Source organism: Gloeobacter kilaueensis JS1, assembly GCF_000484535.1.
Classification (GTDB): Bacteria; Cyanobacteriota; Cyanobacteriia; order Gloeobacterales; family Gloeobacteraceae; genus Gloeobacter; species Gloeobacter kilaueensis.
Map to the genome: position 1 here is coordinate 2,834,435 of NC_022600.1, position 19,162 is coordinate 2,853,596.

24 protein-coding genes and 4 tRNA genes are annotated in these 19,162 nt (G+C 60.4%); 14 read left to right on the forward strand and 14 right to left on the reverse strand.

The features are described 5' to 3' along the window. Nucleotides 1–498 precede the first annotated feature (498 nt). From GKIL_RS13130 to GKIL_RS13150, 5 genes are all read left to right on the forward strand, one after another. Nucleotides 499–571 (forward strand) — tRNA-Asn (locus tag GKIL_RS13130). A gap of 96 nt (nucleotides 572–667) precedes the next feature. Further along, a tRNA-Glu gene (locus tag GKIL_RS13135) sits at nucleotides 668–739 on the forward strand. Nucleotides 740–745: 6 nt separating this feature from the next. Then, nucleotides 746–824, forward strand: a tRNA-Tyr gene (locus GKIL_RS13140). Nucleotides 825–826: 2 nt separating this feature from the next. Then, a tRNA-Phe gene (locus tag GKIL_RS13145) sits at nucleotides 827–899 on the forward strand. 197 nt (nucleotides 900–1,096) lie between these two features. Further along, the gene (locus GKIL_RS13150) at nucleotides 1,097–1,543 is read left to right on the forward strand and encodes an Hsp20/alpha crystallin family protein (protein ID WP_023174137.1); all 447 of its coding nucleotides are present in this window, start codon (nucleotides 1,097–1,099) and stop codon (nucleotides 1,541–1,543) included. A gap of 47 nt (nucleotides 1,544–1,590) precedes the next feature. Here the strand turns inward: GKIL_RS13150 and GKIL_RS13155 are convergent, their stop codons facing one another. Further along, nucleotides 1,591–3,318: an ArnT family glycosyltransferase gene (locus GKIL_RS13155; RefSeq protein ID WP_023174138.1), complete on the reverse strand. Its 1,728-nt coding sequence runs from the start codon at nucleotides 3,316–3,318 to the stop codon at nucleotides 1,591–1,593. Between the two features lie 88 nt (nucleotides 3,319–3,406). Here GKIL_RS13155 and aroH point away from each other — a divergent pair, with 88 nt between their 5' ends. Both aroH and GKIL_RS13165 read left to right on the forward strand, forming a co-directional pair. Then, entirely contained in the window at nucleotides 3,407–3,790 is a 384-nt protein-coding gene (aroH, locus tag GKIL_RS13160) for a chorismate mutase (protein WP_023174139.1), read from the forward strand. Nucleotides 3,791–3,797: 7 nt separating this feature from the next. After that, complete coding sequence (locus GKIL_RS13165) at nucleotides 3,798–5,684, forward strand: FAD-dependent oxidoreductase (RefSeq protein ID WP_023174140.1); 1,887 nt, start codon at nucleotides 3,798–3,800, stop codon at nucleotides 5,682–5,684. Here the strand turns inward: GKIL_RS13165 and purN are convergent. Genes purN through GKIL_RS22730 form a run of 5 tightly spaced genes read right to left on the reverse strand, consistent with a single transcriptional unit; the run spans nucleotide 5,675 to nucleotide 8,226 of the window. Then, nucleotides 5,675–6,283, reverse strand: coding sequence for a phosphoribosylglycinamide formyltransferase (gene purN, locus GKIL_RS13170; protein WP_023174141.1), 609 nt, complete (start codon nucleotides 6,281–6,283; stop codon nucleotides 5,675–5,677). The two genes, GKIL_RS13165 and purN, sit on opposite strands and share 10 nt — an antisense overlap. Beyond that, nucleotides 6,283–6,969 carry a photosystem II biogenesis protein Psp29 gene (gene psb29, locus GKIL_RS13175; protein ID WP_023174142.1) on the reverse strand — a complete coding sequence of 229 codons (687 nt, stop codon included), beginning with the start codon at nucleotides 6,967–6,969 and terminating at the stop codon, nucleotides 6,283–6,285. Before psb29 ends, purN begins: the two co-directional genes overlap by 1 nt. Then, complete coding sequence (locus tag GKIL_RS13180) at nucleotides 6,966–7,388, reverse strand: DUF1818 family protein (protein WP_023174143.1); 423 nt, start codon at nucleotides 7,386–7,388, stop codon at nucleotides 6,966–6,968. Before GKIL_RS13180 ends, psb29 begins: the two co-directional genes overlap by 4 nt. Next, a complete protein-coding gene (locus tag GKIL_RS13185; RefSeq protein ID WP_023174144.1) occupies nucleotides 7,385–7,789 on the reverse strand; it encodes a hypothetical protein in 405 nt (134 codons plus the stop codon). Before GKIL_RS13185 ends, GKIL_RS13180 begins: the two co-directional genes overlap by 4 nt. An 11-nt stretch (nucleotides 7,790–7,800) precedes the next feature. Next, nucleotides 7,801–8,226 (reverse strand): gamma-glutamylcyclotransferase family protein, encoded by a 426-nt coding sequence (locus GKIL_RS22730; RefSeq protein ID WP_023174145.1) that lies wholly within the window; start codon nucleotides 8,224–8,226, stop codon nucleotides 7,801–7,803. Between the two features lie 85 nt (nucleotides 8,227–8,311). Here GKIL_RS22730 and GKIL_RS13195 point away from each other — a divergent pair, with 85 nt between their 5' ends. Further along, the gene (locus GKIL_RS13195; protein ID WP_023174146.1) at nucleotides 8,312–9,115 is read left to right on the forward strand and encodes a phosphatidate cytidylyltransferase; all 804 of its coding nucleotides are present in this window, start codon (nucleotides 8,312–8,314) and stop codon (nucleotides 9,113–9,115) included. Here the strand turns inward: GKIL_RS13195 and GKIL_RS13200 are convergent. Continuing rightward, the gene (locus GKIL_RS13200; RefSeq protein ID WP_023174147.1) at nucleotides 9,070–9,564 is read right to left on the reverse strand and encodes an RDD family protein; all 495 of its coding nucleotides are present in this window, start codon (nucleotides 9,562–9,564) and stop codon (nucleotides 9,070–9,072) included. The genes GKIL_RS13195 and GKIL_RS13200 overlap by 46 nt on opposite strands. A 12-nt stretch (nucleotides 9,565–9,576) precedes the next feature. Then, nucleotides 9,577–10,011, reverse strand: coding sequence for a DUF3531 family protein (locus tag GKIL_RS13205; RefSeq protein WP_023174148.1), 435 nt, complete (start codon nucleotides 10,009–10,011; stop codon nucleotides 9,577–9,579). Nucleotides 10,012–10,061: 50 nt separating this feature from the next. On the opposite strand from GKIL_RS13205, the gene GKIL_RS13210 reads away from it, so the two are divergent. The 4 genes from GKIL_RS13210 to GKIL_RS13225 all read left to right on the forward strand — a co-directional run bounded on the left by GKIL_RS13210 (nucleotide 10,062) and on the right by GKIL_RS13225 (nucleotide 14,307). Beyond that, on the forward strand, nucleotides 10,062–11,657 hold the full coding sequence (locus GKIL_RS13210; RefSeq protein WP_023174149.1) for a photosystem II high light acclimation radical SAM protein: 1,596 nt from the start codon (nucleotides 10,062–10,064) through the stop codon (nucleotides 11,655–11,657). Nucleotides 11,658–11,759: 102 nt separating this feature from the next. After that, a complete protein-coding gene (gene secY, locus GKIL_RS13215) occupies nucleotides 11,760–13,061 on the forward strand; it encodes a preprotein translocase subunit SecY (protein ID WP_023174150.1) in 1,302 nt (433 codons plus the stop codon). A gap of 1 nt (nucleotide 13,062) precedes the next feature. Then, nucleotides 13,063–13,725 (forward strand): adenylate kinase, encoded by a 663-nt coding sequence (locus GKIL_RS13220; RefSeq protein WP_023174151.1) that lies wholly within the window; start codon nucleotides 13,063–13,065, stop codon nucleotides 13,723–13,725. 237 nt (nucleotides 13,726–13,962) lie between these two features. After that, nucleotides 13,963–14,307, forward strand: coding sequence for an RNA recognition motif domain-containing protein (locus GKIL_RS13225; RefSeq protein WP_023174152.1), 345 nt, complete (start codon nucleotides 13,963–13,965; stop codon nucleotides 14,305–14,307). Between the two features lie 52 nt (nucleotides 14,308–14,359). Here GKIL_RS13225 and GKIL_RS13230 read toward each other — a convergent pair whose 3' ends face one another. From GKIL_RS13230 to GKIL_RS13245, 5 genes are all read right to left on the reverse strand, one after another. Beyond that, the gene (locus GKIL_RS13230) at nucleotides 14,360–15,544 is read right to left on the reverse strand and encodes a TRC40/GET3/ArsA family transport-energizing ATPase (protein ID WP_041244756.1); all 1,185 of its coding nucleotides are present in this window, start codon (nucleotides 15,542–15,544) and stop codon (nucleotides 14,360–14,362) included. Nucleotides 15,545–15,681: 137 nt separating this feature from the next. Then, the gene (locus GKIL_RS25645) at nucleotides 15,682–15,948 is read right to left on the reverse strand and encodes an energy transducer TonB (RefSeq protein ID WP_051382813.1); all 267 of its coding nucleotides are present in this window, start codon (nucleotides 15,946–15,948) and stop codon (nucleotides 15,682–15,684) included. Continuing rightward, the gene (locus GKIL_RS24210) at nucleotides 15,945–16,433 is read right to left on the reverse strand and encodes a hypothetical protein (protein WP_245595849.1); all 489 of its coding nucleotides are present in this window, start codon (nucleotides 16,431–16,433) and stop codon (nucleotides 15,945–15,947) included. Before GKIL_RS24210 ends, GKIL_RS25645 begins: the two co-directional genes overlap by 4 nt. After that, complete coding sequence (locus GKIL_RS13240) at nucleotides 16,396–16,815, reverse strand: ExbD/TolR family protein (protein ID WP_023174155.1); 420 nt, start codon at nucleotides 16,813–16,815, stop codon at nucleotides 16,396–16,398. The genes GKIL_RS24210 and GKIL_RS13240 overlap by 38 nt, the downstream gene beginning before the upstream one ends. After that, a complete protein-coding gene (locus GKIL_RS13245; protein ID WP_023172931.1) occupies nucleotides 16,805–17,446 on the reverse strand; it encodes a MotA/TolQ/ExbB proton channel family protein in 642 nt (213 codons plus the stop codon). Before GKIL_RS13245 ends, GKIL_RS13240 begins: the two co-directional genes overlap by 11 nt. 211 nt (nucleotides 17,447–17,657) lie before the next feature. On the opposite strand from GKIL_RS13245, the gene psaM reads away from it, so the two are divergent. Both psaM and GKIL_RS13250 read left to right on the forward strand, forming a co-directional pair. Further along, nucleotides 17,658–17,759 carry a photosystem I reaction center subunit XII gene (gene psaM / locus GKIL_RS24215; protein WP_023174156.1) on the forward strand — a complete coding sequence of 34 codons (102 nt, stop codon included), beginning with the start codon at nucleotides 17,658–17,660 and terminating at the stop codon, nucleotides 17,757–17,759. 10 nt (nucleotides 17,760–17,769) lie between these two features. After that, nucleotides 17,770–18,105: a hypothetical protein gene (locus GKIL_RS13250; protein WP_041243937.1), complete on the forward strand. Its 336-nt coding sequence runs from the start codon at nucleotides 17,770–17,772 to the stop codon at nucleotides 18,103–18,105. A 9-nt stretch (nucleotides 18,106–18,114) separates the two neighbouring features. On the opposite strand, the gene GKIL_RS13255 is transcribed toward GKIL_RS13250, so the two are convergent. Continuing rightward, nucleotides 18,115–19,131, reverse strand: coding sequence for a M48 family metallopeptidase (locus GKIL_RS13255; RefSeq protein ID WP_023174159.1), 1,017 nt, complete (start codon nucleotides 19,129–19,131; stop codon nucleotides 18,115–18,117). Between the last annotated feature and the right edge of the window lie 31 nt (nucleotides 19,132–19,162).

Consider the following 19,162-nt stretch of genomic DNA (forward strand, 5'->3'; position numbering starts at 1 on the left):
AGCAACCAACAAACCGCAAGCAATAAGAGCAATGGATGCATCGCAGCAGACACAGTAACAATGCTGCGCGAAAAGCCTGCTTCTAGCAGCCCAGACCTAAGCCCTGTTTTTTTGCTTCACCAACTTATACAGAAAAATCCCCGGCACCTCTTGCACTCTGTAGCATGTTGTAGTATAAAAGTAGTATCAAGAGATGAGCGGACAGCGCTCCCCTTCCCCTCAAGCCCTGGACCCACCGCACCTTGAAAACCGTATACGGATGCCTTTTTTCCTGACACGTTCAGGAAAGTTGATCAGGTGGCACAGCCTCACTAGCCCACGGGGCTGTGCGCTTTTATCTGGTGCAGGTGTGGTGAAAGAGGATCATCGCGGTCTCCAAAACTGCTGTTTCTGGTGCAAATCCAGACGCCTGTGCTCGTATCCACCGGAGGCGGAGATAGGGACGCGCTCTGCTGATCACAGAGTTGCGCCAGGGGCAGTACCTGGCCGGTGGACTGTTCCGGCTTAGCTCAGTTGGTAGAGCGTTCCGCTGTTAACGGAAAGGTCGCAGGTTCGATCCCTGCCGCCGGAGTGTCTGTTTCTCCCTGTGGTGAATCAGCGATCACGCCTGCCTGTCGAGCAGGAGAGCCGGGGGCAGCACCCGGCAGGGGGGCTTTTCCTTCAACCCGGCCCCGTAGTGCATGGGTTCGCATCGGTCTCTTTCAAAGACTGGAAACGGGTTCGAGTCCCGTCGGGGCTACTTTTTGGGTGTGCGGCAGCGTGGGAGAGCTGCGCCTGCCTGTAAAGCAGGTCATTGCGAGCAGGTTCGACTCCTGTCACACCCAGTCGGAACGTGGCGTAGCTGGTGTGCGCGTGCCGCTGAAGCCGGCAAGGCGGCGGTTCGATTCCGTCCGTTCCGGTCTGTTTGATGGGTCGTCGGCCAAAAAGGAGTCGATGCGCCGGCCCGTGAAGCCGGACGTAGCGAGTGCGAGTCTCGCCAGCCACCTGCAGGTTATCGGGTGTGGAAACTGCGACCCTGGAGGTTCGGTTTTTGCACTGCGCCAGTAAAGCGACCCTCATTACTCTAAAAGAAGAGAGATTGATGGAGTTCAATCAGATGGCGATTGTACGTTATAGCCCGGCTCGTGAAATTGGTAGCCTCCGCAACGACATGATGGACCGCGTGTTCAACGGTTTCTTTGGACCATTGAGCAACCGCGATTTCACCCCGGCAATCCGCGTCTGGGAAAGCCCCGAAGCTTACACTGTCCAGGCGGTTGTGCCCGGTCTTGAGCGCGACAGCCTCGACATTCAGGCGGCCCCCCACGGCCTTTCGATCAGCGGCAAGTTCAGCTTCGCCGTGCCCGAGGAAGTCACCGTCCGCCACAGCGAGTACGGCGACGGCGAGTTCCGCCGCACCCTCCAGCTTTCTACCCAGATTCGCTCCGAGGGCGTGAAGGCGAGCTACACCGACGGCATCCTGACCATCACCCTGCCCAAGATCGAGTCGCAGCGCGTGGTCAAGGTCAAGCTCGACGATGTCGCCCAGGGCGAAACCAACTAGTGACGATCTGGGGCAGTTTTCTGCCCCTGGATCTCTTCCTAATGAGGTCAACGGAGCGAAGAGGCAACCTGATTGCTTCTTCGCTCTTCTGTTTGGGCAGGTCCGAGCAAAATATAGGCACCGTAGCGGTTCTGGATTTTTAACGGTGAGAGTGAGACGATCTGGTCGATTTCTGATTGTCGGGTGACCACCCAGAGACCCGGCTGTTCTCTCAGCAGACTGGCCAGTTGGCCGGGAGAATTCGGGTTAGCAATCGCCCGCCCGGCATAAAAAGGCGGCAGATAGGTAAGCGGCCCATAAAAAGCGAGGGGTGAGCGCCCCACCCGGTCGATGTAGCGCACCATCGGCGTCGAGACATAGGCATCGACGCGGGCCAAAAAAACTGCCCAGACCAGATTGGCGGTGATTCCGGCCCCGAGGATGAGGCCGTTGATCGCGGCCCGGTCGCGCTTGCTGAGGGCCAGAGCGATCGTGAGGATCGTGATAAATAGCAGCCAGATTCCTGGAACAAACGTACTCCAGCCCCAGTCCACCGGCGTGCTCAAGTAGGCGCGGGCGACGGGATCTTTTAAGAGACTGTCCAGCAAAGCGGGGTTGGTGCCCAGGTACGGCACCAGCAGCATCGGTGCAGCCAAGAGCAGACCGATGAGCCCCAGAGCAATCAGCTCCAGCGGGTGCAGGCGCGACTGGCCGTGCCAGCAGCGATAAAGGATGCGCGCTGCCAGAAACGCTCCTGGCACCTGCAACAGTGAGGAGTAGTGAACGAGCTTTGTCTTGACGACAAGTTCAAAAAGCAGCAGCACGAGCACGAACAGGATGAGCGCCAGTAGCTGAAAGCGCCGTTCGCGGTAATGTACCCGCTGCCGGAAGCCACGCACGACGAACACCGAGAACGGGAAGCAACCGAAAATAAAGATAAGCGTGTGAAAGAACGGAAAACCGGGGTGCCCGTCGTTGGTGCCGGTGATTCGTAGCTGGTAGTTCACAAATTCGGTGACAAAGCCCGTGCCGTGGGCAAAGGTCTCGAGGGCAAACCACGACCCGGCGACGAGCAGCGTACCCAGCAAGCCCAGAACCCCAGCGAGAAGCGAGATGGGCGGGCGGGGCACGACGAGCTTGTAGACGGTGAAACTGGGTACGACGATGGCGAGGGCCAGGGGCCCTTTTACCAGTACGGCAAATCCTAAAAGCAGGGCGGCCAGACTGAAGTAGCCTCCTGGAAGCCACTTCAGCTTTGGGATGGGCTGGTCCTGGCGACCATCCTGGCGGCGCGATTCGTCGGCGGCGAACAAACAGAACAGACTGCTCAGGACAAAAAAATTGAACGTCGGGTCGATCAGGCCAAACTTGCCCAGGATCACCGGCAACAGTCCGAGGCCAAACAGCAGCGCCCAGAGTAGACCAAAGCCCGCCGAGCGGATGTAGCAGCCCAGAACAAAGACCAGAGCGCCCGTCGCCGCCGTAAAAAGGGCGCTCGGCAACCGCGCTGCCCCTTCGCTCACGCCGAACCAGTGAAAGCTCAGCGCCTGCAGCCAGAAAAACCCCGGCGGCTTCTCAAAAAAAGGCACGTAGTTGACGAAGACGCGCAAAAAATCGTTGCGCTCGAGCATCTCCCGCGCCGCCTCCGCAAAAATCAGCTCGTCCCAATCAAACAGGTGCAGCGAGCCGATAAACGGCAGATAAAACGCCAGTAGCAGCGCGAAGACTCCCGAGGCCATCGCCAGCATTGCCGTCGCTGGGACCGGACGCGGGGCAATGGACAGCCGTCGGGTCATAGATTCTGCCACCGTGATTCAGAAGGCACGGTAACAGATTTTGCCGCGCTGATACAATCGGGGGCAAAAGCCGGACGAGGACAGGTCATTGGGTTGGGGCATCCGTGGGATCAGAGGAGCAACGACGGTCGAAGAAAATAGCGCTGCGGCGATCGAGCAGGCGGTCGTCGAATTGCTCGAAGAACTCTCCCGGCGCAATCGCCTCAACTGCGCCGACATCGGCTGCGTTATCTTTACGGCCACGGCGGATCTCGATGCGATCTTCCCTTCGCAGGCGGCCCGGCTGAATCTGCCCGGCTGGGAGCAGGTGGCCCTGTTGGATCTCACCCAGATGGCCGTTCCCGGCAGCCTGCCGCGCTGTGTACGGGTGTTGTTGCAGGTCAATACCGATCTGCCCCAGCAGGCGATCCACCACGTCTACCTGCGCGGTGCCCAGCATTTGCGGCCCGACCGCCTCCCTGTGAGCAATTGAAGTCGTCATGAAACGCGCGCTGCCCTGGCTCCTGGCTGGCGGTTCTGCTTTTGTCCTGGCTGTCTCAGCGGCGGCGCAATCGCTGCCAGTCTCGATCGTCGAGTGCGATCTGTTTATCGCTGGTGGCGGATTGGGGGGGGTGGCGGCGGCGATCGAGGCGCTGGGGCTGGGCAAAAAAGTCTGCATGAGCGAGATCACCGACTGGCTCGGGGGGCAGGCGAGCCAGCAGGGGGTATCGGCCCTCGACGAGCGCCCGCTGCAGCGCTCCGACAACGGGCAGCTTTTCCCACGCGGCTACAGCCAGTTTCGCGCCGCGATCCGCTCCCGCTACAAGGGCGAGCGCAACCCTGGCCGCTGCTGGGTGAGTGAACTGTGCTTCTCACCGCAGATCGGTGCCGAGGTGCTGCGGGAGCGGCTGGCCCCTTTTGTGGCCACCGGCCAACTGGTGCTCCTTACCGATACGGTCGTCAAAGACCTCGACGTGGCCGCTTCGCGCATCGAGGCGGTGACAACGATTACCCATGTGCCCAAAGACCCGGCTACCGGCGTCAACAGCCGCCCGCTGTCGCAATTTTTACTCGACTGGTACGACCCTGCCCCTTCGGCCCTCTTTGACAAGCGCCTCACCCGCTTCGTGCCGCCCGCCGCCCGCAAAGGCCATAGCGTCGAGTGGATGGTGATCGATGCGACTGAAACCGGCGAACTGCTGCCCCTTGCGGGAGTGCCCTACCGGCTGGGCACCGACCGCCAGAACCGCTGGGAGCCGGATGCCAGCCCGGAGGGCGAAGATCCCTACTGCATCCAGGGCTTTACCTACCCGTTCGTCATGGAGCAGACGGCCCAGCCCCAGGCCCACACCCCGCCGCCCAACTACGATTCGCCCTACAACGGCGGCTACTACAGCTACGAAAAGCCGCAGTTCAGCTTTGCCAGCATCTTTACCTACCGCCGGATCTGGGGAGCGGTGGACGGCACAGGAGTTGGGGCGCTCAGCGACGGCGATCAGTCGATGCAGAACTGGACTTTTGGCAACGACTGGCGGCTCTCGACAGGGGCGACCAACTTGATCTTTACCGAAAGCCAGCTGCGCGAGCGCAGACAGCTCCTCAAGGGCCAGTGGCAGGGGGGCCTGCGGCCCGAGGCACTCCAGCGCGCCGAGGAGCACGCCCTGGGATACTTTTACTGGCTGGTGGCGGGGCAATCCGACTCGCAGCTGCGCAAAGTCGATCCCAATTATCAAAAACCCCTCTACCCCAACTACCGCTTCTTGAGGGGAGCCCTGACCCCGATGGGCACCGATCACGGCCTGTCGCGCTATCCCTACATCCGCGAGGGGCGGCGGCTCGTCGGTCGCCCTTCGATCGCCTATCCCTTCGGATTTACGATCTACCAGACCGATATTTCCCGCGCCCGCCAGGATCCGATCCTCAACCCTGGCCGCCCCTTCATCTACCTGGACGCGGTTGGGATCAGCCAGTATCCGATCGACTTTCATGGCTGCATCGTCGATGAAAATTTTGACCCGTCGCCCTTCGAGGCAAAAGAAGCGCCCGCGCCGAGCTTTCCTTACCAGTTGCCGCTGCGCGCCTTGATTCCCCAAAAAATCGACAACCTGCTTGCGGGCAACAAAAACATTGCCACCAGCCACATCACCAACGGTTCCTACCGCGTCCATCCGATCGAGTGGGCGATCGGGGCAGCGGCGGGCAACACCGCCGCCTTTGCCCTTGAGCGCGACTGGATCCCGGCGCGGATCGTCGCTGGGGTCGATAGGCTCGATTATGCCGCCGACCGCGAGCTCCGCGCCCTGCAGCGCCAGATCGTGGAACGGGGCAATCCTATCGCCTATCCGGGGACGACTATTTTCGATACAAAGTGGGCGGATTATAAGTAAAGCCGGGCGCGGTTGCCTTCGATGGCGATGCGCCCTTCGGCAAAAAGCCGCACCGCCTCCGGCAGAATGCGGTACTCCTGGGCGTGGATCCGCTCAGCCAGCGTGGCCGGCGTGTCGTCCTCGCGCACTTCGACCGGGCTCTGGAGAATGATTGGTCCCGCATCGACTTCGAGGCGGACGATATGCACGCTGCAGCCGGTGACTTTGACGCCGTAGTCGAGAGCCTGCTCGATCGCCTTTGCCCCCCGAAAGGACGGCAGCAAGCTCGGATGGACGTTGAGAATGCGATCGGCAAAGCGATCGATGAGCACGGCGGTTACCCTGCGCATCCAACCGGCCATCACGACGAGTTCGACGGCGTGCGCTTCAAGGGTCAGAGCGATCTGCTCGTCGAGCGCCTCGCGACTCTGGTAGAGGCGATGATCGAGCAGTACGGCGGGAATGCCCAGAGCCTTTGCCCGCTGGGCCACATAGGCGTCGGGGTTGTTGTAGATCAAGACAGCGATCTGGACAGGCAGCTCGCCCGTCTGCGCCCCCTCAGCGAGCACCTGAAAGTTCGTGCCGCTGCCGGAGGCGAGTACACCCAGCCGCAGCGCCATCAACCGGACTGGGAGACCGCCCGCTCCTCGCGCTTGCGCCGATCGGATTGGACCAGTTCGTCGATCACTTCTTTGGAGCGCTTGATCCGCTCAAGCACCGACTGGAAGAAGTCGAGGTCGCGCTTGACGCGGCTGTAGTCGAGTTTGAGGTAAGCGCAGATCTGCTGCAGGCGCTCCAGGCGTTCCTTTTCACTGAGAGGCACCGCCCGGCCCAACTGATCGAGGATGCTGGCGAGGCCCAGAACGAACAGGCGGCTGTACTTGAAGCGGCTGTTGTGGACGATGCCGGCAAGAACATCGCTCACTGCCTTCAGGCGATCGCTGGTCGCTTCGCGCTTGCCCGCCATCACCTCCAGGACATCCTGAGCGGGCAATTCACCGGCGAGGCTCTGCCACTGGGCAGCATCGGCCTGCAACTGGTCGTAATTGAGTTCGACAGCCGTACAGAAGGCCCGCAGGATCGCCTCGCGCTGGTCAGCCGGGCTGTAGCCTTCCATAAAAGCCTGGTAGGTGGTGAGCAGACCGACGGCAAACAGCGGATCGTAGCGAAAGTCCTGGTTGGCGACCAGAAGATGCACTTCGACCAGCAACTCGTCGATCACCCGGCGGTAGATAGAGTTGAGCGGCCTCGGGTAGGCGGCAAAAAAGGCGCGCTTGGCGTCAGAAACGGTACGGTTGCTGCTCACGTCGATACTCTCTGTGCATCCTGATTCATTGTCTCCTGACCCTCAAAAGACAGCAAGCCCGTCCCGCCCAGCTCTGCGAGCACTGCCAGTACCTGGGCGGCATCCGGACTCACCCAGCTGCCCTCTGCTCCCCGCCCACCGACAAGGCGCAGCTTCAACTGCCAGACGTGCTCTGTTCCAGACATCTCCAGCTCCAGAGCGGCGTTGCCCGCTGTACAACTGAGCGCCTCTTCGTCCATCAATTCTCTCAAGCTCGCCTGCCACTGCCGCTGCAGCCATTCAGCAGTGTGGAGCAGCTGCCGGGTTTCAAGCAGCGTCAGCTCAAAGGACCAGTCCCTGCCGCCAACCAGTGTGCAGTACGGGGTGCGTTCGCTCTCCCAGGCGACGATCCAGCCCTCCGCCTCGCGCCAGAAATTCACCGCTGCTCCAGCGACCAGATGAGCACCTCGATCAGGCGGTTGCGCTGGGGGCGGCTCAGCGCGTCGATGGCGGCCCGATCTTGAGCCAGCACGGGCTGACCGGGTCCGTTGTCCGGGTAGGTCGTCGGATCGATAGGCAGGTTATAGCCCAGGTAATCGGCGAGGGTGAGCTTCCAGTCCAGCCGCGAATACTCGGGCCGACCGCGCAAGGTGGCGTGGTAGTTGATGAGCCGGCGCACCAGCGTGTTGTCGGGCTGCCCCGGCAGGGCGTTGTGTTCGAGATTGGGGATCTTGGCATAGACCCGCTCCGCTGCCGCCTGCAGCCGCGAGGCCGCCACCACCGGTATCCCCGGCAGCACCAGAATGATTGTGACAGCCCAAATAAACGCACCTCTGCGCATTCTGCCCCTAATTAATCCTGCCCCAGCCTACTGCGCTCAATCCGGTAGCGGCACCAGTCCTCACCGACGATCCGGTTCTCAGGCTGACAGTAAGCCACCAGAGCAGGACCGGCTGTGTACACCAGCCAGCTTCCTGAGGATTGCTCCAGCACTTCCGGCTGGTACAACCCTTCGTCTACCCCTTCGAGCCGGTCGAGATTGGCAAATAGCTGGGAGCGCGCCGCATCTATCGGGCAATATAGCTCTCCTACCACTGCTGGACCGCTCTTATCAAGGCGCAGGACCGGGTAGCGGTCCTCGACGGTGTACAAAAAACCGTGACAGCTGGCCGGACCAGCGAAGGTCGTCCTGCCGGTGAGCAGGGGGTGGTTGCCTTCTCCCCGGCGCAGCGTGCCGTAGACAAACAGATAATCGACCGCGTGCCAGAAAAACAGCATCTATTCGCAAGAGACTGACACTTCATCTTAAAGACATGTCCTGAGGCGGCCACCAACCGCTGGCTTGAGCCGATAGAGTGGGTGCATGAGAGCCCGCATCCTCAGCGCAAGTGTGCTCATCCCCCTGGCGTTGGTTGCCATCTACCTGGGAGGCTGGTTTTTTACGGCGGCGCTGGCGGTGCTGGTGGTGCTCGGGCAGCTCGAATTTTTTGAGATCGTCAGCCGCAAGGGCTACCAGCCGACCCGCTGGCTCAGCATCGTCCTGAGTCTAGGACTTTTGATCATGCAGTATCTGTATCCGCCACTGGCCAACGGCGCTTTTGTGCTGGCCGGCGGTCTGGTGTGCGTATCGCTGTTGGTGCGCAGGCAGCCACCGGCGACGATCTCAGATATGGCAACGAGCCTGCTCGGGCTTTTTTACACGGGTTACCTGCCCAGCTTTCTGATTCGGTTGCGCGAACTCGACCACTGGGGCTACTATCTGCTGCTCACCTTTGCCTGTATCTGGGCATCGGATATCGGCGCTTTCTTTTTTGGCCGCTTTTTTGGCAAGACGCCCCTCACCCCGATCAGCCCCAAAAAAACCGTCGAGGGAGCCCTCTTCGGCACCGCCGGTAGCATTCTCGTCGGTCTGGCCGGTGCCTTCTGGCTGCACTGGCCCCTCTGGCCCCTCACCGGTGTCCTCTTTGGCCTTCTGGTCGGCCTGAGCGGGCTGCTCGGGGATCTGACCGAATCGCTGATGAAGCGCGACGTTGGTCTCAAAGACTCAGGCAACCTCATCCCTGGCCACGGCGGCATCCTCGATCGCGCCGACAGCTATATCCTCACCGCTCCGGTCGCTTTTTACTTTGTCAGCACGATCGTGCTCGGGACACTCCTGTTGCCCTGAGGAACCTGACGGCGGACTACCAGGCAGCCGGTGACCAGATCGTGCAGTGCCTGCTTGCGGGGGGTGAACGCCGCTGCGACAAAACCGGCAAAAGCAGGCACGATCGAGAGAATCTTGCAGATATTGCGCTGGGTTGCCTGCTTGAAGCGCAATCGCCCACCGCTGATGTCGGTGACGACAAGGCGCAGCAGCCATTTGCCGGGGGTGGCCTGGAGGGAGGAGCTTTCAAAGAGCGACCAGTACAACCAGGGAAAGAGCAACCCGACCAGATAGCCGGTCAGCAAAATACGGTTGGGGTTGACCCCGAGCCGCGCCTCGACCCAGCCCAGGCCGTAGCTGAGGGCAAACACCGATAGATCGGCTACGAGCAGATCGAGGCCAAAGGCCAGTAGCCGCCGCCAGAAACCGGCGTAAGCAGCGGGAAGCTTGGGGGTGACTGCGACTTTCATACCGGAAATATTCTACTCGTCCTCCTCTTGCTGCCAGGGTGGGGCATCCTCGGAGCCGCCGACGACAAATTTTTCGATGGGCAGGTACTCCTGATTCAGCGTCTGCAGGGCGTTGATGAGCACGTCGAGGGAGAGTGCGTCGGAGGTACCCAGATCGAACCAGCAGCGGGCGGTGCGCCCCTCGAACTCCAGATCGCCCATGTTGTGCATCAGCGAGGGCATCACCGCCTCCTCGTCCAGTTCGTAGCTGGCATAAGAAAGGCTCAGATCCTCCGCCGACTCGTGCAGCGGCAGCCGCGAAGCGTTGAAGCCCCCCAGTAGCCCCAGCGAGTACCAGGCGTCCAGTACCTGCTCAAGGTAGAGGCGCTGGCGCTCGGCAGGCACCTCCTCAAAGACGAACCACAGCCACAGATCGGTCCAGTTGATCTCGCGCAGGGTGACTTGCATGGGGTCCTTCGGTGTTTTTCCGACGATACCAGCCACAACCGGGAAGTAAGATGAAGAAAACACTCCTTCACAAAGCGCAAAAAATGTCCGCCACCCGTCCCCGGCACGAACGCATTCTCTACGTGCGCCTGCCCTGCAATCCGATCTTTCCGATCGGCGTCGTCTACCTGGCCGACCACGTTCACAAGCGCTTTCCCGATGTCGATCAAGAAATTTTTGATCTGGGGGCGGTACCGCCTTTAGATTTTGCGCGGGCCCTCGAGGACAAGATTCTCGAATTTCAGCCGAGCCTGCTCGCCTTTTCCTGGCGCGACATCCAGATCTATGCGCCGGTGGGGGGGCGGGCCGGCAATCCCCTCCAGAATGCCTTTCAGTTTTTCTATTCGGACAACTGGCTGGAGCGGCTGCAGGGGGCGATTGGTGGGCTGCACATGGCGGTCGATTGCTACGGAGAACTCTGGCGCAACCTCAGCTTGATCCGCCGGGGCTACGCGATGGCCCGCTCGCTCAACTGCGATGCCCGCATGGTCGTGGGAGGAGGAGCGGTTTCGGTGTTTTATGAGCAGTTAGCTCAGCGCCTGCCCAAGGGGACGATCGTCTCGGTAGGCGAAGGGGAGACGCTCTTTGAGAAGCTCCTGCGCGGCGAAGATATTGCCGGTGAGCGCTGCTATATCGCGGGTGAAGAAGTTCCCCGGACCCGGCTCATCCACGAAGCGCCCACCCCGTTTGTCAAGACCGCCTGCGACTACGACTACATCGAGCGCATCTGGCCGCAGTTTGACTATTACCTCGACGGGGACTTTTATATCGGCGTGCAGACCAAGCGCGGCTGCCCCCACAACTGCATCTACTGCGTCTACACCGTCGTCGAGGGCAAGCAGGTCCGGGTCAACCCCGCCGACGAAGTGATCGAAGAGATGCGCCAGCTCTACGAGCGGGGCATCCGCAACTTCTGGTTCACCGACGCCCAGTTTGTCCCCTCTAAAAAATACATTCCCGACTGCATCGAGCTACTGCAGAAGATCAAAGATTCTGGCCTGCAGGACATCCACTGGGCAGGCTATATCCGCGCCGACAACCTGCCGCCAGAATTGACCCGCCTGATGGTCGAGACGGGCATGAACTATCTGGAGATTGGTGTCACCTCCGGCTCGCAGTCGCTGGTGCGCAAGATGCGCCTGGGCTATAACCTGCGCACGGTGATCGAAAATTGTCGTGCCCTCAAGGCGAACGGCTTTGGGGATCTGGTGTCGGTCAACTACTCGTTTAACGTGATCGGCGAGACCTATCAGACTATCCGCGAGACGATCGCCTTTCACCGCGAACTGGAGGCGATCTTTGGGGCCGATAAAGTCGAACCGGCGATCTTCTTTATTGGCCTCCAACCCCACACGGGCCTCGAAGAGTACGCCCTCAAGACCGGTGCGCTGCGGCCCAACTACGACCCGATGGGCTTTATGCTGCCCTGGCTTGCGAGCAAACTGCTCTGGAACCCGGAACCGCTCGGCGCGTTTTTTGGCAACGTCTGTCTTGAGGCGATGCGCTCCCGGCCCGACGATTTTGGCCGGGCGGTGATGGATATTCTTGAGGCGCGGCTGGGGCGTGCGCCCCTGTCGGAGGCGTTGCGGGCACCGGTGGCGGTGTGAATTGCCGGGTGCGGACGTTAATATAGTGCAGTGCCGGATCTGTGCTGGAGCGGATTCGCACAGCAATTGTCCTTTGACAAAAAACGCGGGAGGTTGGGCTCGATGACTGCAGGCCGTGACCGGAAGATGTCACCCCAGGAAACCTTTGCCCAGATGGCATCATCTTCGGGCCTGCGCACGCGCCTGCTCTTTACGCTGGCGATGGTGGTTCTGGCCCGCGTCGGCATCTACATTCCGCTGCCGGGAGTCGATCAGACCGCCTTTCATCAAGCTACCCAGAGTAACGCTCTCATCGGCTTTCTCAACATCTTTGCCGGGGGCGGCTTCAGCACGCTTGGCATCTTTACGCTGGGCATCCTGCCCTACATCAACGCCAGCATCATCGTCCAGTTGCTGGTACCGGTCTTTCCCCAGCTCGAAGATCTTCAAAAAAACGAGGGTGAGGCAGGCCGCCGTCAGATTGCCCAGTACACCCGCTATCTGGCTCTGGGCTGGGCGATCATCCAGAGTGTCGGTCTTGCTATCTATATCCGGCCCTTCGTCGCCGACTGGAACCCGCTGTTTGTCATCCAGACGACTCTCGCTTTGAGCGCCGGGGCGATCTTTGTCATGTGGCTCAGCGAGCTGATTACCGAAAAGGGCGTCGGTAACGGCGCATCGCTCCTGATTTTTATCAACATCGTCGCCACCCTGCCCACCGCCCTCAGCCAGACATTCCAGCTCATCCAGGCCGATTCCTCGCGCATCGCCGGGACGGTGATTTTGCTGGTGGTGTTTCTCGCCATGATCGTCGGCATCGTCTTCGTCCAAGAAGGCATCCGCCGCATCCCGATCATCTCGGCCCGCCGTCAGGTCGGTCCCAGTCGGCAGCAGTACCAGCAGCAACAGACCAGCTATCTGCCCTTGCGGGTCAACCAGGGCGGGGTGATGCCGATCATCTTTGCTTCTTCGCTTCTGTACCTGCCCCTTACCTTCGCCCAGTTTGCCCGCAATGGAGCGGTCGATCAGATCGTGAGCTTCCTGGCCAGCGGATGGGTGCATACGCTGCTGTACATGGTGCTGATCTTGTTTTTCAGCTACTTTTACGCGACGCTCATCATCAACCCCGAGGATGTCTCCAAAAATCTCAAGCGCATGGGTTCGAGCATTCCCGGCGTGCGGCCCGGCACTGCCACCTCCGAGTACATCGAGAAGGTGATGAACCGGCTCACTTTTTTGGGAGCGATCTTTCTGTCGCTGGTGGCGATTATCCCGACTGCCGTCGAGCAGGGAACCGGCGTCACCACCTTCAACGGCCTGGGAGCGACCTCGCTTTTGATCCTGGTGGGCGTCGCCATCGATACTGTCAAGCAGATCCAGACCTACGTCATCTCCCAGCGCTACGAAAACATGGTGAAAAAATAACATGCCGATCCGACGGCTCATCCTGCTCGGCGCGCCTGGGGCGGGCAAGGGTACCCAGGCTCAAAAACTGATGGCCGATCTCGCTATTCCCCAGATTTCGACCGGCGACATCCTGCGCGCAGCGATCAGCAGAGGCACGGCCCTGGGGCAGGAAGCGAAGACCTACATGGAGCGCGGCGTACTGGTGCCCGACGAGGTGGTGATTGGTCTGGTGGAGCAGCGGCTCGCCGAGGCGGACGCGGCTACCGGCTGGATCCTCGATGGTTTTCCGCGCACCCCCGTCCAGGCCGAGGCGCTCGATGCCCTGCTCGTGGGACTGGGCCAACCGCTCGAAGCGGTCGTTCTCATCGATGTACCCGAAGCCCAGCTCATCGAGCGGCTGACGGGCCGCCGTAGCTGCGCCATCTGTAAACGCATCTATCATCTCCGCTTCAATCCGCCACCGCCAGGACCGCCCTACCCGAGCGAGCACCCGGATCGCCCCTGCGAACTGGTGCAGCGCCCCGACGATGCGCTCGAGGTGGTGAGCAAGCGCCAGGCCGTCTACCGCCAGTCCACCGAACCGCTCATCGCCTACTACCGCGAACAAAAAAAATTACAGGTGCTCGACGGCGACCGGCCACCGGAGATTGTCTACAGTGAATTGCGCCGGTTATTGGGTTAGTCCGTCGGCATAGCTTCCCCTTTGAGGTCTATGCTAATATCTCAGTACCGCGCGGACACGCGGAAAGCAAAGTCTGGTAACGATCAGGGGGCTCTTTCGGTTCGAGATGGCAGTTCTTTGCTCGTTTCGGAAATCGTCGGTTTCGATTGGGGTCGGCGAATGTCCAACCGCTCAACCTATCGGTAAGGTCGCTGCTTTGTCCTTGTCGATCGGTTTTTTTCGTTTTGGAGACAAGCAGTGACTTTATTCGTGGGTAACCTGCCCTTCTCAGCCACGGAGCAGGAAATTATTGAGGCGTTCACCGAGTACGGTGAAGTCAAGTCCGTTAAAATCCCGATGGATCGTGAAACTGGCCGCCCGAGGGGTTTTGCCTTCGTCGATCTCGAATCGGAGACAGCCGAGCAGGCAGCAATCGACGATCTCGATGGGGCAACCTGGAACAACCGGGAAATCCGCGTTAACAAAGCTGAACCTCGTCGCGGCGGTAGCGGCGGCAGTGGTGGCGGTGGCAATCGCGGCGGCGGTGGCGGTGGCTATCGCGGCGGTGGCGGCGGTGGCGGCAACCGCGAACGCCGTTACTGAGCACAAGTATTTTCTGAGCGAAACCCGGCGTAGATGTCTACGCCGGGTTTTTTCATCTGGTGAGCGCCGCAAAACGAATCTGCAGGTAGTCGTCCTGCATCCGGGCACCGTTCGGTTGCAGAGCAGCGAGCGACTGCGGCAGCACAAGGTTGCGGCGATGGTTGCCGATACGAATGTTGAGTTCGTCGCCGGTCTTGGCCAGATGCACCTCCGACTTGGGCACGCCGGGCAGGTAGAGATCGAGGCGGTAGATCCCTTCTTCTTGAACCACCTTTAAGGTTGTCTCGACGTACAGCACCGCCGCCGGATCGCTCTCGCCGTAGAGATCACCTTTGAGGCGTTCAAGGGCGGCGATACCGACCATTTCTTCTTGATAGAGGGGGATCTCGCGCACCGGCAGGGGAGAAAAGTTGTCGTGGATCTGCTGCCGGTAGATCTGCTGCGATTGTTTCCAGCGCTGAAAGTAAGGATCCTGTACGTCGTCGGGGATGATCCGGTTGGCGATCACAAGGTCGGTGGCGACGTTGTAGAGGCTCAAGTAGGCGTGGGCGCGCAGGGATTCTTTGATCACCATCTTTTCGGGATTGGTGACCAGGCGCACCGAGGTCAGGGTGTTGTCGGTGAGAATGCGCTCGAGCGCCTCGATCTTTTCGTAAAATTCGTAGGGCGCGTCGATCACCTCGGCGTTGGGCAGGGGAATACCTGCCACCCGCCGCGCCACCGGGTCAAAGATGGGGGTGAGCACCTTGGCAATGCCCTGCATCGGCTTGAAGAACTTGCGCACGTACCAACCGGACACCTCCGGCAGGCTGAGCAGGCGCAGAGCGGTGCCGGTCGGTGCCGAGTCGATGATGAGTACGTCAAAATCCGCTTCGTCGTAGTGCCGCTTGACGCGCACCAGCGAAAAGATTTCGTCCATCCCCGGCAAAACCGCCAGCTCCTCCGCCTGGATCCCTTCGAGTCCCCGTGCCTGGAGTACCTGGGTGATGTACTTTTTGACCGAACCCCAGTTTTCTTCCAGCTCGACGAGGGCGTCCAGTTCCGCTGCCCAAAAATTTTCACTCACCTGCCTGGGTTCATGCCCGAGAGGCTGATCGAGGGAGTCGGCGAGGGAGTGCGCCGGGTCCGTCGAGAGCACCAGCGTCCGATAACCCAACTCGGCGCAACGCAGACCGGTCGCCGCCGCCATGCTCGTCTTGCCGACGCCGCCCTTGCCCGTCATCAAGATGATCCGCATCTTGTCGCGCCTGTGCTCTGTCTGGTTCTGGGTCATCGGGCCGGCACCTGTCTTAAGAATCCTTAATTTTCATGGTATAGGTATTCGGCGCTCTGGAGCCGCTCCAGAGCGCCGAAGTTGCAGCTCTATAAATCCGCCTACTGGAGGGAGAAGGTGATGGGCACCCGCACCCACGCCGCTACCGCTTCTTCCCCACGATGCGCTGGCTCAAAGCGCGTCCGCTTCACCGCCTCGATTGCCGCCTGGTCCAACTCTGCATGACCAGACGAACGCACCACCTGCACCTCCCCCACACTCCCGTCCGCGTTGATGTACGCCTTGACGATCACCTTGCCTTCCCAGTTGTTCTGCTGGGCTATCTCCGGATAGTCCGGCTGCACCGCTCCTTTGGGCCGCGCATTCACCAACGGCGGCGCGGGGGAGGCGGCGGTGCCTCCACAGGCGCACTGCCTCCACTGCCGTTATCGACGCCCGTCGGGCTGGTGCTGCCGTTGTCGTTGCCTGAATCGGTGCCGTAACCGGTGCCCCGCGAACCCGCAATTTGACTCTCCGAGACGGTCGATTCACTGGGAGTGGTCGCCTTGGTGCTGAGAATCGGACGGGAGGCTTTTGCTTTTTGAGGGGCACTCTGGCGGACGACTTTTTTGGTGAGCTTCGGTTCAGGGGGTTTGGGTTTGGGAGGTTCGGGTTTGGGTTTGGGGGGCAGCTTTTTTTGTTGGACCGGTGAGACCATGACGACATTCTGGGTTTTGTGCAGTTCGGGGGCTTTGGGTTCGGGCAGGCGGACCATGAACAGTCCGGCGTGCAGGATAGCGCTGCCGAGAAAGCACAGAACGATGATCTTGCCACCGCTACTTGACGTCTGTTGCCATAGCGATCCGGGTTGCATTGACCTGTCTTAGCTCATCGAGAATGTCTACAACAAAACGATAGTGGACGCGCTTGTCACCGGCGATCACCACCAGCCGGTTCGGGTCTTTGTCAAGGATAGCTTTGATCGCCGGACCGATACTTTTTTTATCGATCGGATCCTTGTTGAGAAAGAACTTGCCATCCCTGGTGACTGACAGGGTGACCTGTTCGTTGAACTGGTTGGTAATCGCTGCGGTCGCCTTTGGTAGAGGCATGTTGAGCCCCTGTTGCCGGGTCAGGAAGATCGAAGCGAGCACGAAGAACGTCAAGATCGCAAATAGAACGTCAATCAGCGGAACGACGTTGATCTCACCGGCGACGCTGCCATCGTCTTCACTGCCGCTGAATTTAACTGACATTGCTCAGTGCCCTCCCGCCTGCCATCCGCCAGCGCAACTCCAACTGTGTACCCGCCGTCTCCATCAGCGTCACCTGACGACGAGCCAACGCCCGAAACGTACTCGCAAAAATAAGCGTCACCAGCGCCACGATCATCCCCGTCGCCGTCGCTATCAACGCCTCGGAGATGCCCCCAGCCACCTCCAGACCCTTGCTGGAATTCTCGGTGCCCAGACCCAACGACGCAAACGAGTTAATCAGACCCAGCACCGTCCCCAACAAACCCAACAAAGGCGAGAGCGTCACAATCGTGTCCAGCACCGAGACAAAGCGCTTGAGCTTGGGAATCTCGCCTTTGGCTGCCCCTTCGAGAGCCAGGCGAAAAGCAGTCTCGTCGTCGGTCTTGATCGACAGTGCCGAGCCGAAGATGCGGCCAAGGGGAATGTCTGCGTTTTCGTTTATCAGCTTTCGCAGTTGCTCCGGTTGCCAGCGCTCGTCAGCGAAGGCTTGTTCGACGAAGGCTTTTTGCCTGGGCAACAGCCTTGTCCAGTAGAGGATGCGCTCGATGATGATCGCCAGCGAAATCAATGACAAGAGCAGCATCGGGTACATGACGATGCCGCCGCGAAAAAACCATTCGATTACTGCCATGTCTCCTCCCAGTAGCTAGAGTTCTCCAGTTGTCTTGTAGCGCAAAAACGACAAAAAGGAAGCTCCTCACAAACATTCGCAGCGCAGGCTCGACCATTTACTGTATCGAAAAACTGCTCCGGTTGCAGGTAAAGTTGCAAATTTTGGTCCAGGCATGGCCAGTATCGCCTGCCCCAGTATAATGAGCCCAGGATTTGCAAAGGAGCACCCCTTGAGCACCGTCGTCTCTCCCGCCCAGGTGGCGATTGCCTTTGTCGTGGCTGCGATCGCCGGTATCGCCGCTTTGTTGCTGGCGACTGCCCTGGCCAAATAACCAACCACCTATGACCCGCTCTGCAGCTTTTTCTGGCCGATCGCGGCGGAACCTGCCGGTGCCGCTGGTCCTCGGTCCCGCCCTGGGCCTTTTGCTGGTCGCTGCCTTCGCTGCCCTCGCTGCCGTTCACCTGTGGCACCTGTGGCAGTTTCAGAGTGCCCAGTTTGCCCACTTGAACGAACTGGAGACGGTTCTTGCCCACGCCAGGGTCCAAAAGGAGCAGCGGCAGGCGGATCTGGCCCGCCGCTTCGATCCGCACCAGTTGCAGCCGCTGCTGCGGGAGCGCTACGGCTGGGTGGATCCGCGCGATCTCATCGTCCGGCTCCAGCCTCCAGCCAAAAAATAGCGCCCGCACCTAGCGCGCCCGCTCGCTGCGGGTAGAGGCGCTGCGCTGCAGGTCTCTCAGCCAGTCTGAGATCTGGCGCGAGAGTTGTTGGACGCCGATGCCGGTTTCGCTAATCAGGTGCCGGAACTGGCTTGCGTAAAAATCGACGGCCCGCTCGAACTCGGCGGTGGGCGGCGGCTCTTGCCCCCGGCGCACGTAGTTGCCACTGATAATCCGATCAAAGTCTCCCGCCTGGATCCAGCGCGTCAACTCGGAGACGCGGCGCACCGCGTAGGGGTGGGTAGTGCCCATCTCACCAAAAAAGCGCAGGCCGCGATCGAGATAATCGTCCCAGCTCTCGTACTGGCTCGCTTGCTGGATGAAGGCATCGACGTTGAGGCCCTCGACGTTGCCGCCCGCCAGTTTCATCAAAGTCCGGCAGTGGATGCGCGGGTCGCGGACGACCAGAGCTGCCGCCCGGTCGCAGGTCAGCTCCGAAGCGCGCGACCATTCCAGCAAAATCAAAGTGATTGCCTGGAGCGGCAGTCCGCTCAAGGGCGGTAGCGGCAGGGTGTTCCAGCTAATCTGCAACAGCAAGAATAAAACCGTGCGGTAGAGCACATGCTCGGAGAGAATGTGGCCGACCTCGTGGGCGAGTACCGATTTGAGTTCGTCCTTGTCGAGGATCGAGGTGAGGCCAGAGTTGAGAATGACGATGGGCCGATCCGCACCGTAGGCCATCGCGTTGACCTGGGGAGTCTGCAGCAGATACAGCTCGTAGACGCTGGGCAGATCGAGGGTGTCAAGGCAGCTGAGATACGCCTGGTAGAGCTGGGGCAGTTGATTGGGACCGAGCCGGATGCCGTTACCGAGCAGATCCTGCTTGATCGAGCGCTCGAAACCGAACTCGAAGAGCTTTTTGACCAAAACGTCGATAAAAGGAATCTGCTTGAGGGCAGCGGTGGCGGCGCGATCGGCGGGGTGCTCGTAGGCTTTGGGGCTGATGCCGGTGAGCCGGTAGGGCGTGGGCGCGGTGCTACTGGTCATACGGAACCGTCGAAATCGGATGCCCTATTGT